General features: G+C 73.0%; 20 protein-coding genes. 12 read left to right on the forward strand and 8 right to left on the reverse strand.

Translation table 11 applies throughout. The annotated features are described in order from the left end of the window. Positions 1-31: 31 nt before the first annotated feature. Both HEK131_RS13690 and HEK131_RS13695 read right to left on the reverse strand, forming a co-directional pair. A complete protein-coding gene (locus HEK131_RS13690) occupies positions 32-1753 on the reverse strand; it encodes an MFS transporter (protein WP_244335280.1) in 1722 nt (573 codons plus the stop codon). A 72-nt stretch (positions 1754-1825) separates the two neighbouring features. Further along, positions 1826-2296: a MarR family winged helix-turn-helix transcriptional regulator gene (locus tag HEK131_RS13695; protein ID WP_244335282.1), complete on the reverse strand. Its 471-nt coding sequence runs from the start codon at positions 2294-2296 to the stop codon at positions 1826-1828. 147 nt (positions 2297-2443) lie between these two features. On the opposite strand from HEK131_RS13695, the gene HEK131_RS13700 reads away from it, so the two are divergent. Then, positions 2444-3949: a purine-cytosine permease family protein gene (locus HEK131_RS13700; RefSeq protein WP_244335284.1), complete on the forward strand. Its 1506-nt coding sequence runs from the start codon at positions 2444-2446 to the stop codon at positions 3947-3949. A 588-nt stretch (positions 3950-4537) separates the two neighbouring features. Continuing rightward, on the forward strand, positions 4538-4942 hold the full coding sequence (locus HEK131_RS13705) for an SseB family protein (protein ID WP_030804053.1): 405 nt from the start codon (positions 4538-4540) through the stop codon (positions 4940-4942). Positions 4943-5210: 268 nt separating this feature from the next. Here HEK131_RS13705 and HEK131_RS13710 read toward each other — a convergent pair whose 3' ends face one another. Further along, positions 5211-5612 carry a MarR family winged helix-turn-helix transcriptional regulator gene (locus tag HEK131_RS13710; RefSeq protein ID WP_217464182.1) on the reverse strand — a complete coding sequence of 134 codons (402 nt, stop codon included), beginning with the start codon at positions 5610-5612 and terminating at the stop codon, positions 5211-5213. Between the two features lie 232 nt (positions 5613-5844). Between HEK131_RS13710 and HEK131_RS13715 the strand changes: the two genes are divergently transcribed. The 4 genes from HEK131_RS13715 to HEK131_RS13730 all read left to right on the forward strand — a co-directional run bounded on the left by HEK131_RS13715 (position 5845) and on the right by HEK131_RS13730 (position 9236). Continuing rightward, positions 5845-6153 carry an ArsR family transcriptional regulator gene (locus tag HEK131_RS13715; RefSeq protein WP_244335286.1) on the forward strand — a complete coding sequence of 103 codons (309 nt, stop codon included), beginning with the start codon at positions 5845-5847 and terminating at the stop codon, positions 6151-6153. A 304-nt stretch (positions 6154-6457) separates the two neighbouring features. Continuing rightward, entirely contained in the window at positions 6458-7294 is an 837-nt protein-coding gene (locus HEK131_RS13720) for an undecaprenyl-diphosphate phosphatase (RefSeq protein ID WP_244335288.1), read from the forward strand. Positions 7295-7422: 128 nt separating this feature from the next. Further along, positions 7423-8178 carry a FadR/GntR family transcriptional regulator gene (locus tag HEK131_RS13725; RefSeq protein WP_244335290.1) on the forward strand — a complete coding sequence of 252 codons (756 nt, stop codon included), beginning with the start codon at positions 7423-7425 and terminating at the stop codon, positions 8176-8178. 38 nt (positions 8179-8216) lie between these two features. Beyond that, complete coding sequence (locus tag HEK131_RS13730; RefSeq protein ID WP_244452012.1) at positions 8217-9236, forward strand: asparaginase; 1020 nt, start codon at positions 8217-8219, stop codon at positions 9234-9236. A 23-nt stretch (positions 9237-9259) separates the two neighbouring features. Here the strand turns inward: HEK131_RS13730 and HEK131_RS13735 are convergent, their stop codons facing one another. Beyond that, entirely contained in the window at positions 9260-10444 is a 1185-nt protein-coding gene (locus HEK131_RS13735; RefSeq protein WP_244335292.1) for a D-alanyl-D-alanine carboxypeptidase family protein, read from the reverse strand. Between the two features lie 298 nt (positions 10445-10742). On the opposite strand from HEK131_RS13735, the gene HEK131_RS13740 reads away from it, so the two are divergent. From HEK131_RS13740 to HEK131_RS13750, 3 genes are all read left to right on the forward strand, one after another. Beyond that, complete coding sequence (locus HEK131_RS13740; RefSeq protein WP_244335294.1) at positions 10743-11630, forward strand: hypothetical protein; 888 nt, start codon at positions 10743-10745, stop codon at positions 11628-11630. A gap of 86 nt (positions 11631-11716) precedes the next feature. Next, complete coding sequence (locus HEK131_RS13745) at positions 11717-12556, forward strand: alpha/beta fold hydrolase (RefSeq protein WP_244335296.1); 840 nt, start codon at positions 11717-11719, stop codon at positions 12554-12556. A 30-nt stretch (positions 12557-12586) separates the two neighbouring features. Beyond that, positions 12587-13306 (forward strand): class I SAM-dependent DNA methyltransferase, encoded by a 720-nt coding sequence (locus tag HEK131_RS13750; RefSeq protein ID WP_244335298.1) that lies wholly within the window; start codon positions 12587-12589, stop codon positions 13304-13306. Positions 13307-13330: 24 nt separating this feature from the next. Here HEK131_RS13750 and HEK131_RS13755 read toward each other — a convergent pair whose 3' ends face one another. From HEK131_RS13755 to HEK131_RS13765, 3 genes are all read right to left on the reverse strand, one after another. Beyond that, the gene (locus HEK131_RS13755; RefSeq protein ID WP_244335300.1) at positions 13331-13912 is read right to left on the reverse strand and encodes an Rv1733c family protein; all 582 of its coding nucleotides are present in this window, start codon (positions 13910-13912) and stop codon (positions 13331-13333) included. A 69-nt stretch (positions 13913-13981) separates the two neighbouring features. Next, positions 13982-14701, reverse strand: a complete 720-nt coding sequence (locus HEK131_RS13760; RefSeq protein WP_244452013.1) for a ferredoxin reductase — start codon at positions 14699-14701, stop codon at positions 13982-13984. 64 nt (positions 14702-14765) lie between these two features. Further along, a complete protein-coding gene (locus HEK131_RS13765) occupies positions 14766-15371 on the reverse strand; it encodes a sulfite oxidase-like oxidoreductase (RefSeq protein ID WP_244335302.1) in 606 nt (201 codons plus the stop codon). A gap of 170 nt (positions 15372-15541) precedes the next feature. On the opposite strand from HEK131_RS13765, the gene HEK131_RS13770 reads away from it, so the two are divergent. After that, positions 15542-16309 carry a GNAT family N-acetyltransferase gene (locus HEK131_RS13770; protein WP_432215701.1) on the forward strand — a complete coding sequence of 256 codons (768 nt, stop codon included), beginning with the start codon at positions 15542-15544 and terminating at the stop codon, positions 16307-16309. 13 nt (positions 16310-16322) lie between these two features. On the opposite strand, the gene HEK131_RS13775 is transcribed toward HEK131_RS13770, so the two are convergent. Then, positions 16323-16760, reverse strand: coding sequence for a MarR family winged helix-turn-helix transcriptional regulator (locus HEK131_RS13775; RefSeq protein WP_244335305.1), 438 nt, complete (start codon positions 16758-16760; stop codon positions 16323-16325). A gap of 137 nt (positions 16761-16897) precedes the next feature. Here HEK131_RS13775 and HEK131_RS13780 point away from each other — a divergent pair, with 137 nt between their 5' ends. Together HEK131_RS13780 and HEK131_RS13785 are read left to right on the forward strand one after the other, a co-directional pair. Beyond that, positions 16898-17959 carry a hypothetical protein gene (locus HEK131_RS13780; RefSeq protein WP_244335306.1) on the forward strand — a complete coding sequence of 354 codons (1062 nt, stop codon included), beginning with the start codon at positions 16898-16900 and terminating at the stop codon, positions 17957-17959. 256 nt (positions 17960-18215) lie between these two features. Further along, positions 18216-19004, forward strand: coding sequence for a putative protein N(5)-glutamine methyltransferase (locus HEK131_RS13785; RefSeq protein WP_244335308.1), 789 nt, complete (start codon positions 18216-18218; stop codon positions 19002-19004). Positions 19005-19009: the final 5 nt, after the last annotated feature.

Consider the following 19009-nt stretch of genomic DNA (forward strand, 5'->3'; position numbering starts at 1 on the left):
CGCCGCGGCCCCCCTCCTGTCGTACGCCGGATCAGACCGCGCTGTCCCGCAGCTCCGCCAGCGAGCCCTTGGTGAGCTGCCTGGGCACCGACTCCGCGTCCACCAGCAGCACATCGCAGGGCGCGCCGTGGGTGAGGGCGGAGGTGAGGCTGCCGTCCGCGAACTGAGCCAGCGGCCCGCGCGGCGAACGGCCCACCGCCACCGCCCGCGCGCCCACCCGCGCCGCATGCTCGGCCAGCACCCGCCCGGCGGCGGCGTGGTCGCCGACGCTGGTCAGGACCTGCCCCGAGGCGGCCACACCGTGCGCGGCCAGCCGGGCGAGATGGGCACTCACGGCCGCCCGCGCCTCCTCGGCGCCCTCCGGCTCCACGGCCTGCTCCTCCACCACGACCGTCTCCCGGACGTGCACGACCTCCAGCGCGCTGCCGGTCTCCCGCGCGAGCCGCGCCGCCGCGTCCACGGTGGCCGGAGCCCCGCCGTGCGCGCCGACCGCCACGATGACCCGAGACGTGTCCGGCTCGGCCGGTTCACCCACAGCGGTGAGCGACGGCAGGGCCACCGGGGCCTCCTCCGGCTGCTCCTCCGCCTTCCGCAGCAGCCCGTGCCCGCTGGCGAGCACCGGGACGGCGAGCACGAAGGTCGCCGCGCCCAGGTAGAACGGCACGCTCAGGTCGGTGGCATCGGCCAGCTTGCCCGCGACGAACGGCGCGAGACCGCCGCCGATGAAGCGCAGGAAGCCGTAGGCCGAGGAGGCCACCGGGCGCTCGACGGGGGAGACGAGCATGACGGCCTGCGTGGTCAGCGTGTTGTTGATGCCGATGAAGGCGCCGGAGACGATGACCGCCACGATCACCACCGTGGGACTGCCGACCCCGGCGGCGATGACCGCCATCACGATGCCGAGGCCCAGCAGGTTGGCGTACAGCACCGGCGCGGTGCCGAAGCGGGCCTGGAGGCGCGGGGCGAAGAACACGCTGAACGCGGCCACCAGCAGACCCCAGCCGGTGAAGACCAGGCCGAGTTCATGGGCGCTCAGCTTCATCGGATAGGGCGCGTAGCCCAGCATGGTGAAGAAGCCCCAGTTGTAGAGCAGCGCCATGACGCCCATCGTGAGCAGACCGCGGTGCCTGAGCGCCTTCAGCGGGGCGATGGGTGAGGTGGGCCGCGCCGGCTTCGGCATGGAGGGGACGAAGGCCAGCGTCGCGAGCAGGGCCACGGCCATCAGCACGGCCACCCCGAAGAACGGCCCGCGCCAACTGATCGCCCCCAACTCCCCGCCCAGCAGCGGTCCCACGGCGATACCGAGGCCGAGCGCGGTCTCGTACAGGATGATCGCGCCGCCGAAGCCGCCGCTGGCCGAGGCGACGATCACGGCCAGGGAGGTGGCGATGAACAGGGCGTTGCCCAGGCCCCAGCCCGCCCGGAACCCGACGATGCCGTTGATCGAGTCGGTGGTCCCGGCCAGGGCCGCGAAGACCACGATGACGGCCAGGCCGACGACCAGGGTGCGCTTGGCGCCGAACCGGCTGGAGAACCAGCCGACGAACAGCATGGCGACGGCCGTCACGATCAGGTAGCTGCTGAACAGCAGGGACACCTGGCTCGGCGTGGCGTGCAGGCTGTCGGCCAGGGCGGGCAGGATCGGGTCGACCAGGCCGATGCCCATGAACGAGATCACGCAGGCGAACGCCACGGCCCAGACGGCCTTCGGCTGCCGGAACGGGCTCGCGGCCCTTCCACGCGGTGCACTCATTACCGCTTCTCTCCAGTCAAGTCGCCCTCCCCGGACCTGCCATGGCGGCGCCGGAGAGATCCGACGGGTGGGTCAGGAACGCTCCTGACGGTCCTGTATCGCGCGGGCCAGCGCCGGCAAGGCGAGTCGTACGGCCCGCTGTTCCGGCTCGGACAGTTCCTCGACGAGCTGTCCCAGCGCCTCGGTCCGCTCGGCCCGGCGCTCCCGGAACACCTCGAGGCCCAGCTCGGTGACCTCCACCAGCACGCCCCGCCCGTCCGTGCGGTCCGCAGCGCGCCGCACCAGCCCCGCACGCTCCATCCGGGTGACGAGCTGGGTCATGTTCGGCTGGGTGGCGCTCTCCGCCCTCGCCAGCTCGGTCAGCCGCTGCGGCCCCTCGCGGCCCAGCCTGCCGAGCGCCGAGGACGCGGCGGTGCTGAGCCCGCCGGCCGTGGCGCTGCGCCGTACATGACGCACCAGTTGCTCCACGGCGGCCATCAGGTCTTCGGCCGAGGCGTCGGTGGTGGTGTCGGCGGGACCAGTGTCCATAACCCGCTTATGCATAAGCTCATTATGTAGATGCGTGTACGGTGAAGCAAGTTTTGGACGGCTGTCCTGCAGGAGAGCCGACGAAGACACGGGGTCGTTCCTTGCACCCCGTAACCCACCGGCCTAGCCTCGACGCGACACGTCAGGACAGGTGGGTCGCCGATGACGCAGCCGCAGCACCCCTACGACAGCGGAGCCGACGGCCGCCAGATCCAACTGGAGACCCACGGGCTCGACGTCATCGGGGACGCGGACCGCAAAGGCACTCCCCGCACCCTGTTCTGGCCCTGGTTCGGCGCCAACGTCGCCGTCCTCGGCCTCAGTTACGGCGCCTTCGCGCTCGGCTTCGGCATCTCCTTCTGGCAGGCCCTTGCCGCCGGAGTCCTCGGCATCGTCGCCTCGTTCCTGCTCTGCGGCCTCATCGCCGTCGCCGGAAAACGCGGCTCCGCCCCCACCATGGTGCTCAGCCGCGCCGCCTACGGAGTACGCGGCAACCGGCTGCCCTCGGCCGTCTCCTGGATACTCACGGTCGGCTGGGAGACCGCCCTCGCCTCGCTCGCCACCCTTGCCACCGCCACCGTCTTCAGCCGCCTCGGCTGGGGCGGCGGGACCGAGACCAAGGCCGTCGCCCTCCTCGTCGTCGCCGCGCTCACCGTGGTCGGCGGCGTCATGGGCTTCGACCTGATCATGCGCATCCAGACCGTGATCACCGTCGTCACCGGCGTGCTCACCCTGGTCTACGTCGCCCTCGTCGCCGACCACATCCACTGGCCCACCGTCAGCGCCGTCCCGGCCGGCTCCACCCAGCAGTTCATCGGCGCGCTGGTGTTCATGATGACCGGCTTCGGGCTCGGCTGGGTCAACGCGGCCGCCGACTACTCCCGTTACCTGCCGCGCGACTCCTCCAGCCGCGGCGTCATCGGCTGGACCACCTTCGGCGCCTCCGCCGCCCCGCTGCTCCTGCTCGTGTTCGGCCTGCTGCTCGCCGGGTCCTCGGAGCGGCTGAGCGAGGCCATCGCGGCCGACCCCATCGGGGCGCTGACGACCATCCTGCCGACCTGGTTCCTCGTCCCCTTCGCGCTGGTGGCCGTGCTCGGCCTGGTCGGGGGCGCCGTGCTGGACATCTATTCCTCCGGCCTCGCCCTGCTCTCCGCCGGACTGCACGTCCCCCGGTACCTCGCCGCCCTCGTCGACGGCCTGCTGATGATCGCCGGGTCGATCTACATCGTGTTCTTCGGCGGTGCCTTCCTGGGCGAGTTCATGGGCTTCCTCACCACGCTCGGCGTCCCCATCGGTGCCTGGTGCGGCGTGATGCTCGCCGACCTCGCCCTGCGCCACCGCGACTACGACGAGGGGGACCTGTACCGCCCCGACGGCCGCTACGGCGACGCCCCCGTCCTGCCCCTCGTCCTCACCGTCGGCGCCACCGTCATCGGCTGGGGCCTGGTCACCAACACCGCCGCGGCCTGGCTGAGCTGGCAGGGCTACCTCCTCGGCCCACTCGGCCTGGGCGGCCGGTCCGGGCAGTGGGCCTACGCCAACCTCGGCGTCCTCGTCGCCCTGGCCCTCACCTTCCTCGGCACCCTGCTGCTGGGCCGCGGCCGGGTCCGCGCGCAGGAGGCACTCCCGCCGAGCCCCGCCCCGGCCCCGGGGATGTACGGCGCGTGAGGGTGGCGCGGGGACTGCTCGCGGTCACCGAGATGCAGCGCGTCTTCGCCGAACCCGACAGCCCCTGGGCCACGCCGCGCTGTGCCGGGGCCGCCGCAGGGGTGGCGCGGCTGGTGCCCGACTTCGGCGACCGTGTCGTCCTCACCCGGTTCCTTGCCCCGCCCGGCCTTCCCCTGGCGCGCCTGTTACGAGTGGTGGCCCTTCGCCCGCCGGCCCCCGGACGCCGACCCTGTGGCGGCTTACGGAGGAGTTCGCAGCCTTGATTTCGTCGGCCTTGCCGCCCGTCTCGCCCCCGGCGCCCGCCTGGTCCCGGCCGGGGTCAGCACCGAGTGCCGCGTACTGAGCACCGCTGACAAGGTGTCGGCTGCGCCCGCCTCGACCGTGCGCCTGCCGTCTGATCGGGTGAACCGCTCACCGGCCCACGCACCCCCTGGCCTCAGGAACGGCCGGGGCCGGGGCCGGGCTGGAGTACCGCGCCGCTGAAAACCCGTGCGCATGCTCCGGGCCCGGAGGGGTACGCGGCCGGGAGCGCGCTCGGGGCCCGGCCCCGGCGCGAGCCCGTTCGACCGCACTACCTGGGGATGTGCCATGGAGACACCCGCACACGACGACCTTCCGACGCCGACGCCCGCGCAGCAGGCGCTGGACGTGCTGGCCGTCAACACCGACGACCAGGCCGCCCTTGAGACCCTCGCGCACAGTGATGTGCTCGTCCCGATGCCCGACGAGGCAGTGGACGCGGAGGGTGCCGACTCCACGATGGTCGCCCTGCCGGTGCTCGAGCAGCCCGGCGGCGAGCAGGTGGTTCCCGTCTTCACCTCGGAACTGGAGATGGCAGGGCTGCTGCCCTCCGTCTCCCGCTACCGGCTGATCCAGCTCGGCGCCCTCGCTTCCCAGTGGCCCGAGGAGGAGCTCTCGCTCACGATCGACGGCAGCTCGGAGCACGGGCTGACGCTCACTTCGCAGGGCGTGCGCTCACTGCTGGCGCGCTGAGCGGTCTCACGTATGGCGGAGTCGCACATGGGCGGCTCCGCCATACGGGCGTGTCCGCCCTGTGTTTCCTACCTGTGTGCGCCGCGCTCATGGGTGTCGCGCCCGTGTGCGGCGCTCCTACGTGTACCGCACACACGGGTGTCGCGTCCATGGGTGATGCGCCTACGTGCGCCAGACCTATGTGGGCCGCACCTGTGTGCGCCGCGCCTGTGTGAGCCGGACCTACGTGTGCCGCACCTACGTGTGCCGCACCTATGTGAGCCGGACGTCAGTCCGTGGACTCCGTCAGCATCCGCCCCAGCACCGACCGCTGAAGCGGCAGCACCTCCGCGTGCAGTTCGCGGCCCTTGCGGGTGAGGTTCACCCACACCCCGCGCCGGTCCTCCGCGCACACCGTGCGCTGGACGAGACCTTCCTTCTCCAGCCGTCCGATCAGCCGCGACAGCGCGGACTGGCTGAGGTGGACCCGGCCGACCAGGTTCTGCACCCGGCAGTGATCTCCCTCTGTGGGGGTCTCCGCCGCCAGGATGTCCAGCACCTCGAAGTCGCTGGCACCCAGCCCATGCGGATGCAGGGCGCGGTCTATCTCGCACATCGTGCGCGCGTGCACCGCGAGGATGTCCCGCCAACGTTCTTCGAGCCGGGTGCCCTCACCCGTCTTCACTGCCATACCCGCACCGTAGCACCGATCCAGCCAATCGTTGACTGTGCAACTAGTGCGTGCGCAAGCCGCCGTACGGGCGACCCCGGCCCTCCGGCCTCACCCCGCCCCCTCACGGCCCCCGCCCGCGCCGCCGTCCGGTACCGGACAACACGAGCGGAGAGCCCGACGCGCCCCCGCCCCCTGCGCCACAGTGGGGCCACGGGACACACGAGGAGCCCGGGGGAGGGGAGGCGTACGCATGATGGGGACCCCCTCGGGCCGCATACGGCAGAGCGTCCTGGACTGGCTCAAAGATCCCGCGGTCCACTTCCCGCCGACGAGCCTCCATCCCGACCCCGCCGACCCCGCCGACCCCGCCGGCACCGGCGTCACCGCGCGCGCCGTCGCCGCCAAGCTCGGCGTACCCCGCCGCACAGCCGCCGCCCACCTCGACTTCCTCACCCGCCTCGGCCTGCTGCGCACCCGCCGCCGGTTCCTGCGCACCTACTACCGTCGCGACGAGGCCCGTATCGCCGAGGTGGCCCAGCTCTTCGAGAAGAACTGGTGACGTTCCGTTCTCGGGGCAATACGGGCACCGACGGTAAGAAATCGTTGTGAGCGAGCCGACTTCCGTCCCCTTCGCGGCCGCGGCCCGCTCGCACGCGGCCACCGCATGACCGGGGCGCACGGGCCCCGTACGGGCGCCGCGCGTCCGGCCCGGACCCGCGCGCCCCCGTGCCGTCCCACACCCGCGGTGCCTCTACGCTGCCGTACGCGCGGGCGCGCTCCGGAGCGGTCCGCGCCGGTGCCGTACGGGCGTGGTCAGACTCGCCCGCACCGCCGTCGACCCCCTCTCCCCAGAACTGGAATCCATGAGCGCCATCTCTGTCGGTCAGGCCGTCGTCCTCGGAGTAGTGGAGGGGGTGACCGAGTTCCTCCCGGTGTCCTCCACCGGCCACCTGAAGATCGCCGAGGGGCTCATGGACATCCCCGTGGACGACAAGTCCGTCGTCGGGTTCTCCGCGGTCATCCAGGTCGGCGCCATCGCGGCCGTGCTCGTGTACTTCTTCAAGGACATCAAGCGGATCGTCTCCGCCTGGTTCCAGGGCCTGGTCAACCCGGAGAAGCGCTACCGGCACGACTACAAGTTCGCCTGGTGGGTGATCGCGGCCACCGTCCCGATCGTCGTCGTCGGCCTTGCCGCCAAGCCGCTGATCGACGGCCCGCTCGCCTCGCTCTGGGTGGTCGCCGGCTCCCTGATCGCCGGCTCCGGCGTCATGTGGGCCGCGGACCAGATGGGCCGCCACAAGCGGGGCGAGGACGACACCTCGTTCAAGGACGCGATGCTGGTCGGCTGCTCGCAGATCCTCGCGCTGCTCTTCCCCGGCTTCTCCCGCTCCGGCGCCACCATGTCCACGGCGCTCATCCTCGACCTCGACCGCGTCGCCGCCACCCGCCTCTCCTTCTTCCTCGGCATCCCGGCCCTCACCGGCGCCGGTGTCTACGAGCTGAAGGACGCCCTCGGCGCGGGCGTGAGCGCCGCCCCGCTGGTGGTCGGCACCGTCGTCTCCTTCGTCGTCGCCTACGCCTCCATCGCCTGGCTGCTGAAGTTCGTCGCCAAGCACTCCTTCAACGCCTTCGTGATCTACCGGATCGTCGTCGGCGCGCTCCTGATCGGCCTGCTGGCCACCGGCACGCTCAGCAACTGAGAGACCGCGCCACCGCACGGGGTGCGGACGTTCCGGCACACGGGCGTCCGCACCCCGTCTGCGTCTGCGCGCGCGTCCCGGATCGTCACGCCTTGACAGTTTCTGCCCTCAGCCCGCACGATCGCTCCGTGAACCTGTCAGACAGCCAGACAGGTGGTCCGGCCCCGCGACGCGTCAGCGCCATGGAAGCGGTCCTCGGCCACCTCCGCGGCGCCATCGAGCGCGGCGAGTACGCGATCGGCGGCAAGCTGCCCTCCGAGGCCGAGCTGTGCCGCACCCTCGAGGTCTCCCGGCCCGTCGTGCGCGAGGCCCTGCGCGCCCTGCACACCATGGGGCTCACGGTCTCCCGTACCGGCAAGGGAACCTTCGTCGTCGCCGACGCCGTGGAGGACCCCACCTTCGGCGACTACGCGGCCAGCGACCTGCTGGAGGTGCGCCGGCACATCGAGGTGCCCGTCGCCGGGTACGCCGCACGGCGCCACACCCCGGAGGACCTCGACCGGCTGACCCGTCTCCTGGGCCGCATGGAGCGCGAGACGGACACCACCGCGTGGGTCGCCATGGACACCCTCTTCCACCTCGCCGTCGCGGAGGCCGCCCGCAACCCGGTCTTCCGCAAGGTGATCGAGGAGATCCGGGACGCCCTCGCCCGCCAGTCGGCGTTCCTCACCGAGCTGGGCGGCCGCCGCGAGCAGTCCGACCGCGAGCACCGCGCCATCGTCGAGGCGCTCGCCGCCGGCTCGGAACACGACGCCGTCGCGGCCATGACCCACCATCTGGACCGGGTCGCCACGACCCTCTCCCGCATCGTCCGCACCGCGGGCGCCACACCCCCGGCGCTGCCCGCACAGGGCGGACCCAAGACCACCGGAGCCGACACGTGACCCGCACCCAGGCCACCCCCGACCCCGTGACGCAGGCAGTGACGCACGACAGCTTCCCCCTCGACGCCCCCGTCGTCCGCGAACCCCGCCACGCCCCCGTCGCCCACCTGGTGCGCGGCGGAGTCGTCGAAGGCGTCCACCACGGCTCGGTCGTCGTCCTCGGCACCGACGGCGAGGTGCGGTTCCAGCTCGGTGACACCGAGGCCGCCTTCTACCCGCGCTCGGCCCTCAAGCCCGTGCAGGCCGTCGCCATGCTGCGGGCCGGGCTGCCCCTGGACGGTGAGCTGCTCTCCCTGGCCGCCGCCAGCCACTCCGGCGAGGAACGCCACCTCGACGGCACCAAGCGCATCCTCGACCTCGCCTCGCTCGGCGAGACCGACCTGCGCAACACCCCCGACATGCCGTTCGACCCCGTCGTCCGGGACGCCTGGGTACGGGACGGCAGGGGTCCCTCGCGGCTCGCCCAGAACTGCTCCGGCAAGCACGCCGCCATGCTGTGGACGGCCGAGCTCAACGGCTGGTCCCTCGACGACTACCTCGACCCGGCCCACGCCCTCCAGCAGGCCATCGCGGAGACCGTGGAGGACCTCACCGGTCAGCGGGTCGCCCACGTCACCGTGGACGGCTGCGGCGCGCCCCTCTTCGCCGTCTCCCTGCACGGTCTCGCCCGCGCCCTGGCCCGCATCACCACCGCCGCCCCCGGCACGCCCGAGGCGCGCGTGGCGGACGCCATGCGCGAGCACGCCGAGATGGCCTCCGGCGTCCGGCGCGACGTGGCCGCGCTGATGCGGACGGTGCCCGGACTGCTCGCCAAGGACGGCTTCGAGGGCGTCCAGGTGGCCGCGCTGCCCGACGGCCGCGCCATCGCCGTGAAGATCGCCGACGGCGCCGACCGGGCCCGCGTCCCCGTCGCCGCGGCCGCGCTCGCCCACGCCGGGGTCGACCCCGCCCTCCTCACCGGGTTCGCGGGCGCGCCCCTGCTGGGCGGCGGCAGGCCGGTGGGAGCGGTGCGTACGGTACGCGCGCTGGAGCCCGCTCCGCTGGTGCCCTGCGTCTGACGGGCCGGGGAGGTCGTCCCGGGTCAGGCTCCGGTGCCGTTCCCGGTGTCCTTGCCGCTCTTGCCTCGCAGGGCCAGGGTCACACCGGCCGCGCCGAGGACGACGATCCCGGCGATGGTCGCGGTCCGCGTCCAGTCGGTGTCGTCGTCCGGTGCCGGTGAGGTGGCCGCGGCCACGGGGACGGCGGAATGCGTGGGCTCCGGCGTGGCGCGCAGTCCGTCCAGCGAGCCGACCGGGTCCACCCGTCCCGCCGCGGCGAAGCCCCAGTCCAGAAGCTGGCGGGCCTCCTCGTACACGGCGAGCCCCCCGCCCTCCTGAGGGTTCATCACCGTGACGACCAGGGTGCGACCGCCCCGGCGGGCAGCGGCCACGAGCGTGTTGCCCGCGTTGCTGGTGTAGCCGTTCTTGATGCCGATGATCCCGGGATACGGCGCGACGCCGTCCTCGCCGCTCAGCAGCCGGTTGGTGTTCTCGATGGCGAACGGCCAGCCGTCGCCGGGGAACTGGGCCTGCGCGGTGGAGCAGTACCGTGCGAAGTCGGGGTTGTGCAGCCCGGCCCGGCCGAACACCGCCAGGTCGAACGCCGAGGACACCTGGCCGGGGGAGTCGTAGCCGTCGGGGGAGATGACATGGGTGTCCATCGCGCCGAGCGAGCGGGCCTTGGTCTGCATCCGGGTGACCGTCTTCGGCACGCCGCCGTCCAGGGCCGCCAGTACGTGCACGGCGTCGTTGCCCGAGCTGAGGAACACTCCGCGCCACAGGTCCGCCACCTGATAGGTGTGGCCCTCCTCCACACCGACCAGGCTGCTGCCCTCGCCGACGTCCGCCAGTTCCTGGTAACTCACCTTGTGCTGCTGTGTCGCGGGCAGCGTCGGCAGCACGGTCAGGGCGAACAGGGTCTTCAGGGTGCTCGCGGGCGGCAGCTTGCGGTGCGCCCCGTCGGCGGCGAGCACGTCACCGCTGTCGGCGTCGGCCACCAGCCAGGACAGCGCCGAGAGCTGAGGTGTCTCCGGGGCGCCGGCGCGCGGGCGCACCTGGACACCGGAGCCGTAGAGCAGGGACGGCTGCGGGACGGCCGCCCGTGGTGCGGGCGGTGCGGGTTCCCCGCCGGTCCCGGTGGCGGCGGCCGCGGGCGCGAGGGCCAGCGCTCCCGCCACGCACAGGGAACAGACGGAAACGGTCGCCCGACGTGAGAATCCGGTGCTCATATGATCAACGTAGGAAGGTCGGCCGGATGCGGCGAGCTGCCCGCGCCGGACGGCTTACCCGAGCAACCCGGATGCCGCACTGAGGTCCGTTCGGCGGGGTGCCGCCTGTGCGGGCGGGCGGCCTTGTCGGGGGGTGGTTGCGGGTGGTCCGGGACCACACCTCTGCGCACTGCCGCGTAGGGCGGGGCGACATGGTGTGGCGTCATGTGTACCCCGGCCCCATGGCCCATGTCCTGATGCCGTAACGATCCCTGACGAGCAGGGTACTTGGGCGCCAACTGTGCCCTATCGTCACGACATGTCCACGCCACCGCAGCAGCCCGCGCAGCCCGCCGACCGGCCGCCGCAGCCCGGACCGCCCGCGCAGCCGCCCTCGGTCCCGCCCCAGCCGACCGCGTATCCCTACCCGAGCCCGCAGTCCCCGCCGCCGGTTCCGCGGTCCGCGCCGCCGGGCCCCTTCCAGTCGCCCACGATGCCGAGCGGGCCCCAGCCGGGCAACCCCTACGCCCAGCCCCCGCAGTACGGACCACCGCCGTTCCCGCCCGCGCCCGGCGGGAGCGGTGCCGCCGGACGGGCGGTGCTGTGGGCCGTCGTCGGAGCCGTCGTCGCCTCCGCTGCCTGGGCGGCCGGCATCTTCCTGATCGGTGCGACAGCGGGCGCGGCGGACCTCGGCGGCTATGCGGCCCCGTCCGATCTCTGCTCGCGCGCGGACTACACCTCGTTCAAGGACGAGTACTCCGCCAGTGACTCCTCCCCGACCCACAGCTCCCTCAAGGAAGCTGCGCTGGACGAGAGTTACTGCAGCGCGAGCCTGAAGAAGTCCGGCTCCTCCTACGCCGACGCCTACCTCTCCCTCCAGGTCGACCTGCACAAGAAGACGGACCCGGGGCCCGAGTTCACGGCCACCTGGAAGAACTACGACGAGAGCCACTCCGGTTACGACGTCGGCCCGGTCGAGGACATCGGCGACGAGGCCTACCTGGTCACCCGCGACACCACCAGCGGCACGTCCAGCGGCTCCCGCTACGCCACCCTGGCGGTCCGCGACGGCTGGGTCACCTACACCATGAGCTACAGCGCCTACCTCAGCTCCTACGACCCGGACAAGGACCCGCCGAAGATCGACGAGATCTCGGACTGGCTGAAGACGGACACCCGCAACACGCTGGACCGGCTGAAGGACTGACAGGCTGAAGGACTGAAGGACTGAGGGGGGCGCCGGTCACCGCTCCTCCGCCGCGCCGGACGCCGAGCTCGGGCAGACTTCCTGTCATGTCCACCTACTCCGCGCCCGACGGCACCCGGCTGGCCTTGCGCGTCCACGGCGAAGGGGACGGCGACCCGGTCGTCTGCGTCCCCGGCGGCCCGACGGACTCCCGCTACCTGGGCGACCTCGGCGGGCTGTCCGGGCGCCGACGGCTGGCCGTCCCCGACCTGCGCGGCACCGGCCGGTCCGCGATCCCCGACGACCCGGCCTCCTACCGCTGCGACCGGCTCGTCGACGACATCGAGGCCCTGCGCCTCCACCTCGGCCTGGACCGGATCGACCTGCTCGGCCACTCCGCCGGCGCGAACATCGTCACGCAGTACGCGGCCCGACACCCGCACCGGCTGCGCCGCCTCGCCCTGATCGGGCCCGGCACCCGAGCGGTCGGCCTGGACGTCACGGGCGAGACCCGGCGCCGGGCCGCCCGGCTCCGCGAGGGCGAGCCATGGTTCCCGGCGGCGTTCGCCGCGCTGGAGGCGATCACCGAGGGCACCGGCACGGACTGGGACGCCATCAGCCCCTTCTTCTACGGCCGTTGGGACAACGCCGCCGAGCGCCACCACGCGGACAGCCGCCCGGCCGACACGGAAGCCGTCGCCCGCTTCGGGGAGAAGGGCGCCTTCGACCCGCCGGCCACCCGTGCGGCGCTCGCCGGTGTCACGGCTCCCGTGCTGCTGCTCACCGGGGAGTTCGACCTGAACAGCCCGCCCGAGGTCGTCGCCGGACTCGCCGACCTCTTCCCCGACGCCGAGCTGGTCGTCCAGAGCGGGGCCGGGCACTACCCCTGGCTCGACGACCCCGAACGATTCGTGACGGTCACCGGCGACTTCCTGCGCCGGCCCTGACCCGACGCCCGTACGCCCTACGCTGGAGCCATGTTCAGCCCCGAGGGTCCCAGCACACGCGAACTGGCCGTCCAGGCGCTGTCGTCCGTCGAGCGGGGCTACGACCTGCTCGCGCCCAAGTTCGACCACACCCCCTTCCGGACGCCCGGCTCGGTGCTGGACGCCGTCGCGAAGGCACTCGGGCCGCTCGGCCCCTTCGAGGACGGGCTCGACCTGTGCTGCGGCACCGGCGCCGGGCTGTCCGTACTGGGCGGGCTGTGCCGCCGGAGCGTCACCGGGGTCGACTTCAGCGCGGGCATGCTCGACGTGGCACGGCGCGGGCAGGGCGAGGAGGTCGCCCTGGTTCGGGCGGACGCCCGCGCGCTGCCCTTCACGGCCGCCTTCGACCTGGTCGTCAGCTTCGGTGCGTTCGGTCACTTCCTGCCACGGGAACTGCCCGGCCTCTTCACCCAGGTCCACTCGGCGCTCCGGCCGGGCGGCCGGTTCGCCTTCCCGGTGCTGGCCCCGCCCCGGCCGTCGAGCGCCGCGTACTGGGCGCTGCTCGGCTTCGACGCGGTGATGCGGGTGCGCAACGCCGTGTGGCGGCCACCGTTCGTCATGTACTACCGCGCGTTCCGCCTCGGTGACGTCCGCAGGGAACTGGAACGTGCCGGCTTCACGGTGGAGCTGCGGCCCCTGCCCGAGTTCGGCCTGCGCGCCGACGGCAGCCCCCGCGCCCGGCTGGTGACGGCGCGGCGCTCCAACTCGTAGGCAGGCAGGGGATGTCGGGCCACCTCACGCGCGCCGCCGCGTCCACCTCGGGCCCGTGCGGGCCCAGGCCCGCTCCCACTCGTCCAGCCGGTGCCGCAGCGCGACCCGGCGTTCCACCGCGCGGGCCAGGAGCACGATCGCGGCCGCGCCTCCCGCCGTGCCCAGGCCGACCGCGACCGTGTGCTGCCAGACCGTCACGTCGTTCGGAGGCGGCGTCGTCGTGCGTCCCCGGCTGTCGAACCAGACGGTGATCGTGTCCCCGGCGCGCGTCCCGGCCGGAACATCGGCGACGGCGGTATGTGTCCGCCGTCCCGGCTCCGTCCAGCGGACCTCGGCCCGGTAGCCGTGCCCGCGGTCCCCCTGCACCGTGGGCCGGGCCGCGGGACGGCCGAGCACCACGGCCCGCACCGCGTGCCGCTCGGCCCGCTGCTCCGTGGCATGCGTCCGTGCCCGGTCGTAGGTGAACAGCCCGGCCGCCGTCCCGGCCAGCGGCGCGACCACGCACAGCAGGACGGCGACGACCACCGCCACCCACGCCTCCACCACGTCCGACCGCCGCCGCAGCGGATTGTGCCGCCGACGTCGACGGTGCGACCGAGTACGCATGTCCACACCGGTCAGGTACCCACCCCGCCCCGGCCTGGAGCGTCCGGCGCGCCACGAACTCCCGTGGGCTCAGCCGAAGCGTTCGATGCGGATACGGTCCACCGGCTGACCGGCGGCGACGAGGAGCCGGGAGGCATGTTCGGCGAAGCCGTTGGAGCCGCACACATAGGCTTCCCACCCACCAGGCGGCTGCTCGGCCAGGAGTGGGGCCACATGTGCGGCCGACATACGGCCCACGGGCACACCCGCCGGGGCGGTGCGGGTGAACACGGCCGTCGTCTCCGCGCCCAGCTCCCCGGCGTAGATCAGCTCCTCGGGGCCGCGCGCCGACACCAGCATCCGCAGCGGCACCGACATGCCCCGCGCACGGTGGTGCCGGACCATCGACATCAGCGGGACGATCCCCGAACCGGCGCCGAGCAGCAGCGCCGGACGGTCGCCCGGCCAGGCGAAGAAACCGCTCAGCGGACCGCGCACGTCGATCCGGTCGCCGGGCCGGGCCACGGTGTGGAACCAGCCCGAGACCTCGCCGTCCGGGACGCGGTCCAGGGTCAGCTCGATGTGCCCGGAGTCGTCAGGCGCGGAAGCGATGGAGTAGTGGCGCTGAGCCACATAGCCGTCCTCGGCGGTCAGCCGCAGCATCAGATGCTGGCCGGGCAGATGACCCGCCCACTCGGGCACCGCCAGCCGGAACGTCGCCGCGTGCGGCGTCTCCCGCCGGACCTCGGTCAGCGTCGCCGTCTGCCACGCCGCCGCCACCTGCTCGCTCACCGCGATCCGGCCGGGCACCGCGAAGCGGGCCGGGGGAGCGGCGGGCGCGGAGTCGCGCGCGGCCAGGGTCTCGTATGCCTGCTCAGTCACCTCGGTACCGCTGTTCCTCCCACGGGTTGCCCCGCTCGTGATAGCCGTTGCCCTCCCAGAAGCCCGGCTCGTCGTGGTCGAGGAGGGTGAGCCCCGCGATCCACTTCACGCTCTTCCAGAAGTACAGGTGCGGCACGATCAGCCGGGCCGGTCCGCCGTGCTCCGGGGCCAGCGGCACGCCGTCGTGGTCCCAGGTGATCCAGGCGCGGCCGCCGGTGAGGTCGGCGAGCGGCAGGTTCGCGGTGTACCCGGTGTGGGAGCGGGCCAGCACATGTGTGGCGGACACATGTGGCCGCGCCATGGCGAAGAACGCGTCCAGCGAGACCCCGCCGAAGCGCACACCGAACTTGGACCAGCCGGTCACGCAGTGGATGTCACCCTCGTACACCGAACCGGGCAGGGCGTGCGCCTCGTCCCAGCCCCAGGTGTGCGGCTGCTCCACCAGTCCGTCGACGCGGAAGGACCAGTCGGCGGGCGCGAGGTCGGGGGTGACCTCGGCGGACAGGACGGGCCAGTCGTCGCCCGCGTCGTACTGCCCCGGAGGCAGTCCCGGTCGGGAGACGCGCCGACGGCCCGTGAAGCCTCGGGTGACGTTCATGGCTCAACCGTACGCTCTCGCCACGGGCGCCCCGTCCCTGGTCAGTGCCCCCGGCGGGCGAGATCGCCCACACTCCGGACCGGGTCGGGAATAGCCGTCCCGCCGCCGGACTTGGGTGGAGAGCCGACGCCGGAGCGCCGGTGGAGGACGAGGGAAGCGAGGACTTGAGGATGCCCGAGGCGTACGTCTCCACGCGGTACGAGGGCCGGGAGGCCGACACCCCGGCCGGCGCTGACACCGGCCCGGCCGGGACGAGCGTCCCGCACCCGCTCGACAACGCCGCGCGCGCCTCCCTCACCGGCCCGCACGCCCACTTCGCCGAGCGGTACGGCCGGGTGCTCCGGTACCCGGTGGAGGTCTCGCCCTGGCTGGCCCTGCCCGACGACGTCGAGGCCGCCGACTGGGCCGGCATCGCCCGCATGGCGGGGCCCGGCGCCGAGGTACCGCTGCTCGGTCACCGGGGCCGGGTGCCGGACGGCTGGGAGATCACCTTCGACGTGGCGGGCGTGCAGATGGTGGACGACGGCGTGACCGCGGCGCCGGAGCCGGAAGCCGTGCCGCTCGGCCCGGCCGACGTGCCCGAGATGCTGGACCTCGTCGCGCGCACCCAGCCAGGTCCGTTCATGCCGCGCACCATCGAGATGGGCACCTACCTCGGCATCCGCCGCGAGGGTGCGCTGATCGCGATGGCGGGGGAGCGGCTGCACCCGCCGGGCTGGACCGAGATCAGTGCTGTCTGCACCGACCCGGCCTTCCGGGGCGAGGGTCTCGCCACCCGGCTGATCCTCGCCGTCGCGCACGGCGTCCGCGAGCGCGGGGAGCGCCCGTTCCTGCACACCGGCGCGGGCAACACCGGCGCCATCCGTCTCTACGAGTCCCTGGGCTTCCGGCACCGGCTGGACACGAGGTTCCTCGGCGCCCGCGTCCCCCTCGGGTGAGGGCGCGGCCGTTCTACTCGGTGCCGCCGGAGGCCCCCGCGTTGTACCGCTCCAGGTAAGCCGCGAAGCGGATCAGGTCGTCCTCGGGCCAGTCGGCGAGCCGTTCCCGGAAGGCGGCCCGGCGGCTGCGGGTGACCTGGGCCAGGATCTCCTGGCCCGCGTCGGTCAGATGCAGCACCTGGACGCGGGCGTCGTCCGGCGCGAGCCGCCGCTCGATCAGCCCGGTCCGCTCCAACGCGCCGACCTGACGGCTCACCGTCGACTTGTCCAGCGCGTAGTGCGTGGCCAGGTCGGTCGCCCGGCAGCCGCCGCGCTCCTCCAGATGCCCGAGCAGCGTGTACGACACCAGCGACAGTTCGGGGTGCATGCGCCCCGCCGAGGCGCGGGCCCGGCGCGCGAACGCCGTCATCTCGCGCTGGATCGTCTCGACGGCCGACTCCGCCGCCGTCATGAGAACACCTTGGTCATGAGAACACCTTCGCCATGAGAGCCCCCTCACGGAACTCCGCGGACCCACCCGAACCATTCTGGTTGTATAGTACAACTTGAACGTGAGTTGTATAAGACAACCAATGGAGGTTCCGGCCGATGAAGTCACCGGCACTGCGTCATGTGCTCACGCACCTGATCACCCCGCTGCTGATGTGCATAGGTATGGGGCTCGCCTATATGGGAGCCTTCGTCACCCCGGAGCCCCACCACATGCCCGTGGCCGTGGTCGGCGCCGGCCCCGAGGCGAAGGTGTTCGCGCAGACGGTGAAGGACACCGCGGGGGACAAGCTCGACGTCCGTACCGTCTCCACCCGAGCCGCCGCCGTCGAGCTGCTGAAGGACCGGCATGTCACCGGCGCCTATGTGCCCAGCGCACATGAGCCCGAACTGATCGTGGCGACCGCCGCCTCCGACATGGGCGCCACCGCCGTGGAGAAGGTCTTCACGCCGGTCGCCGCGCACCAGGGCGCCCCGCTGAAGGTCACCGATATCGCCGAGCCGGTCTCCGACGACCCCACCGGACAGGGCCTGTTCTTCCTGCTGATCGCCATCAGCATCGGTTCCTACGCCTCCGTCGCCGCCATCGGCGCCGCCGGTGCCGCGCTCGCCGTGCGGCTGCGGGCGCTGATCGCCGTGGGCGTGGCCGCCGTGGTCGGCGGCATCGGCGCCCTGCTCGCCGGGCCGATCTTCCACCTCGCCCACCACGACCTGGGCACCCTGTGGGCCATGGCGTGGCTCTACTCGGCGGGCATCCTGCTCATCGGCGTCGGCCTGCACACCTTCCTCAAGCGTTGGACCACGCTCGCCATGATGGTGCTGTTCGTGATGCTGAACTTCACCAGCTCCGGCGGCTTGTTCCGACCCGAGCTCCAGAACGGCTTCTTCGGCACCCTGCACGCCTTCTGGAACGGCGCCGGCTTCGTCGAGGGCATCCGCTCCCTGCTGTACTTCGGCGATGACGGCATCGCCCGCAACATGTGGACGCTCGTCGCCTGGCTGGTCGTCGGCATCGCCGTCACCGGCATCGCCGCCCTGTGGGAGCGCCCGGCCCGCCGCACCCAGGAAGAGGTGCCGGCCACCACGGACGCCCCGGACACCCCCGCGGCCGAGGCCGAGCGCGCGGCCGAGGAAGAGACCGAGGAGTCCGTGGCCGTCTGAGCGGCCACGGACGCACGGCCCCGACCGGGCCGGGAACCCGGTGCCGCCCGGAGACCCGGCACGGTATGGTGGCCGTCCGATCGCGCGCAGTGCGCGGCCGGACGCGACCGAGGAGGTGAGACCCATCAACGCTGTGTCAGCCAGGGTGCTCTCCCCTCGCACCCGTGCCGTGTGACGGTACGGAACCACGCGACGGTGACCGCGGGAGCGCCCTGAGGCCCCAGGTCCCGAAAGGCTCATGGCTCTCATGACCGCCATGCCCGCATCACCCTCCCCGCTCGCCGACCCGTCCGCCTTCGTCGCAGCCCTGCGCGCAGCGGGCTGCGTCTTCGCCGAGGACGAGGCCCGACTGATCCTCGCCACCGCCCGCACCCCCGACGAGGCCACCGCGATGGCCGAGCGCCGCGCCCGCGGACTCCCGCTCGAACACGTCCTCGGCTGGGCCGAGTTCCACGGCCTGCGCATCACCGTGGCGCCCGGCGTGTTCGTACCCCGCCGCCGCACCGAGTTCCTCGTCGACCAGGCCCTGGCCCGAGCGCCGCACGCCCGCGTGGTCGTGGACCTGTGCTGCGGCTCCGGCGCACTCGGCGCGGCCCTGGCCGTCGCCCTCGACGGCGCCGAGGTGCACGCCGCGGACATCGACCCGGCCGCCGTGCGCTGCGCCCGCCGCAACCTCGCTCCCCACAGGGGACGCGCCCACACCGGCGACCTCTACGCGGCGCTCCCCGCCGATCTGCGCGGTCGCGTGGGCATCCTGACGGCCAACGTGCCCTACGTGCCCACCGCCGAGGTGGCCCTGCTCCCCGCCGAGGCCCGCGACCACGAACCCACGGCCGCGCTCGACGGCGGCCCGGACGGCCTCGACGTACTGCGCCGGGTGGCCGCCCAAGCTGCCGAATGGCTGGCCCCCGGCGGCTGCCTGCTCTCCGAGACCAGCGCACGCCAGGCGTCCGCCGCCACGGACGTCTTCGCCCAGGCGGGTCTGACCACACATGTGGCGGTCTCACATGAGTGGGACGCACACGTGGTGATCGGCGTGCGGTGACGCGG

Origin of the sequence: Streptomyces seoulensis (assembly GCF_022846655.1) — a bacterium.
In the GTDB taxonomy this organism is placed as follows: domain Bacteria; phylum Actinomycetota; class Actinomycetes; order Streptomycetales; family Streptomycetaceae; genus Streptomyces.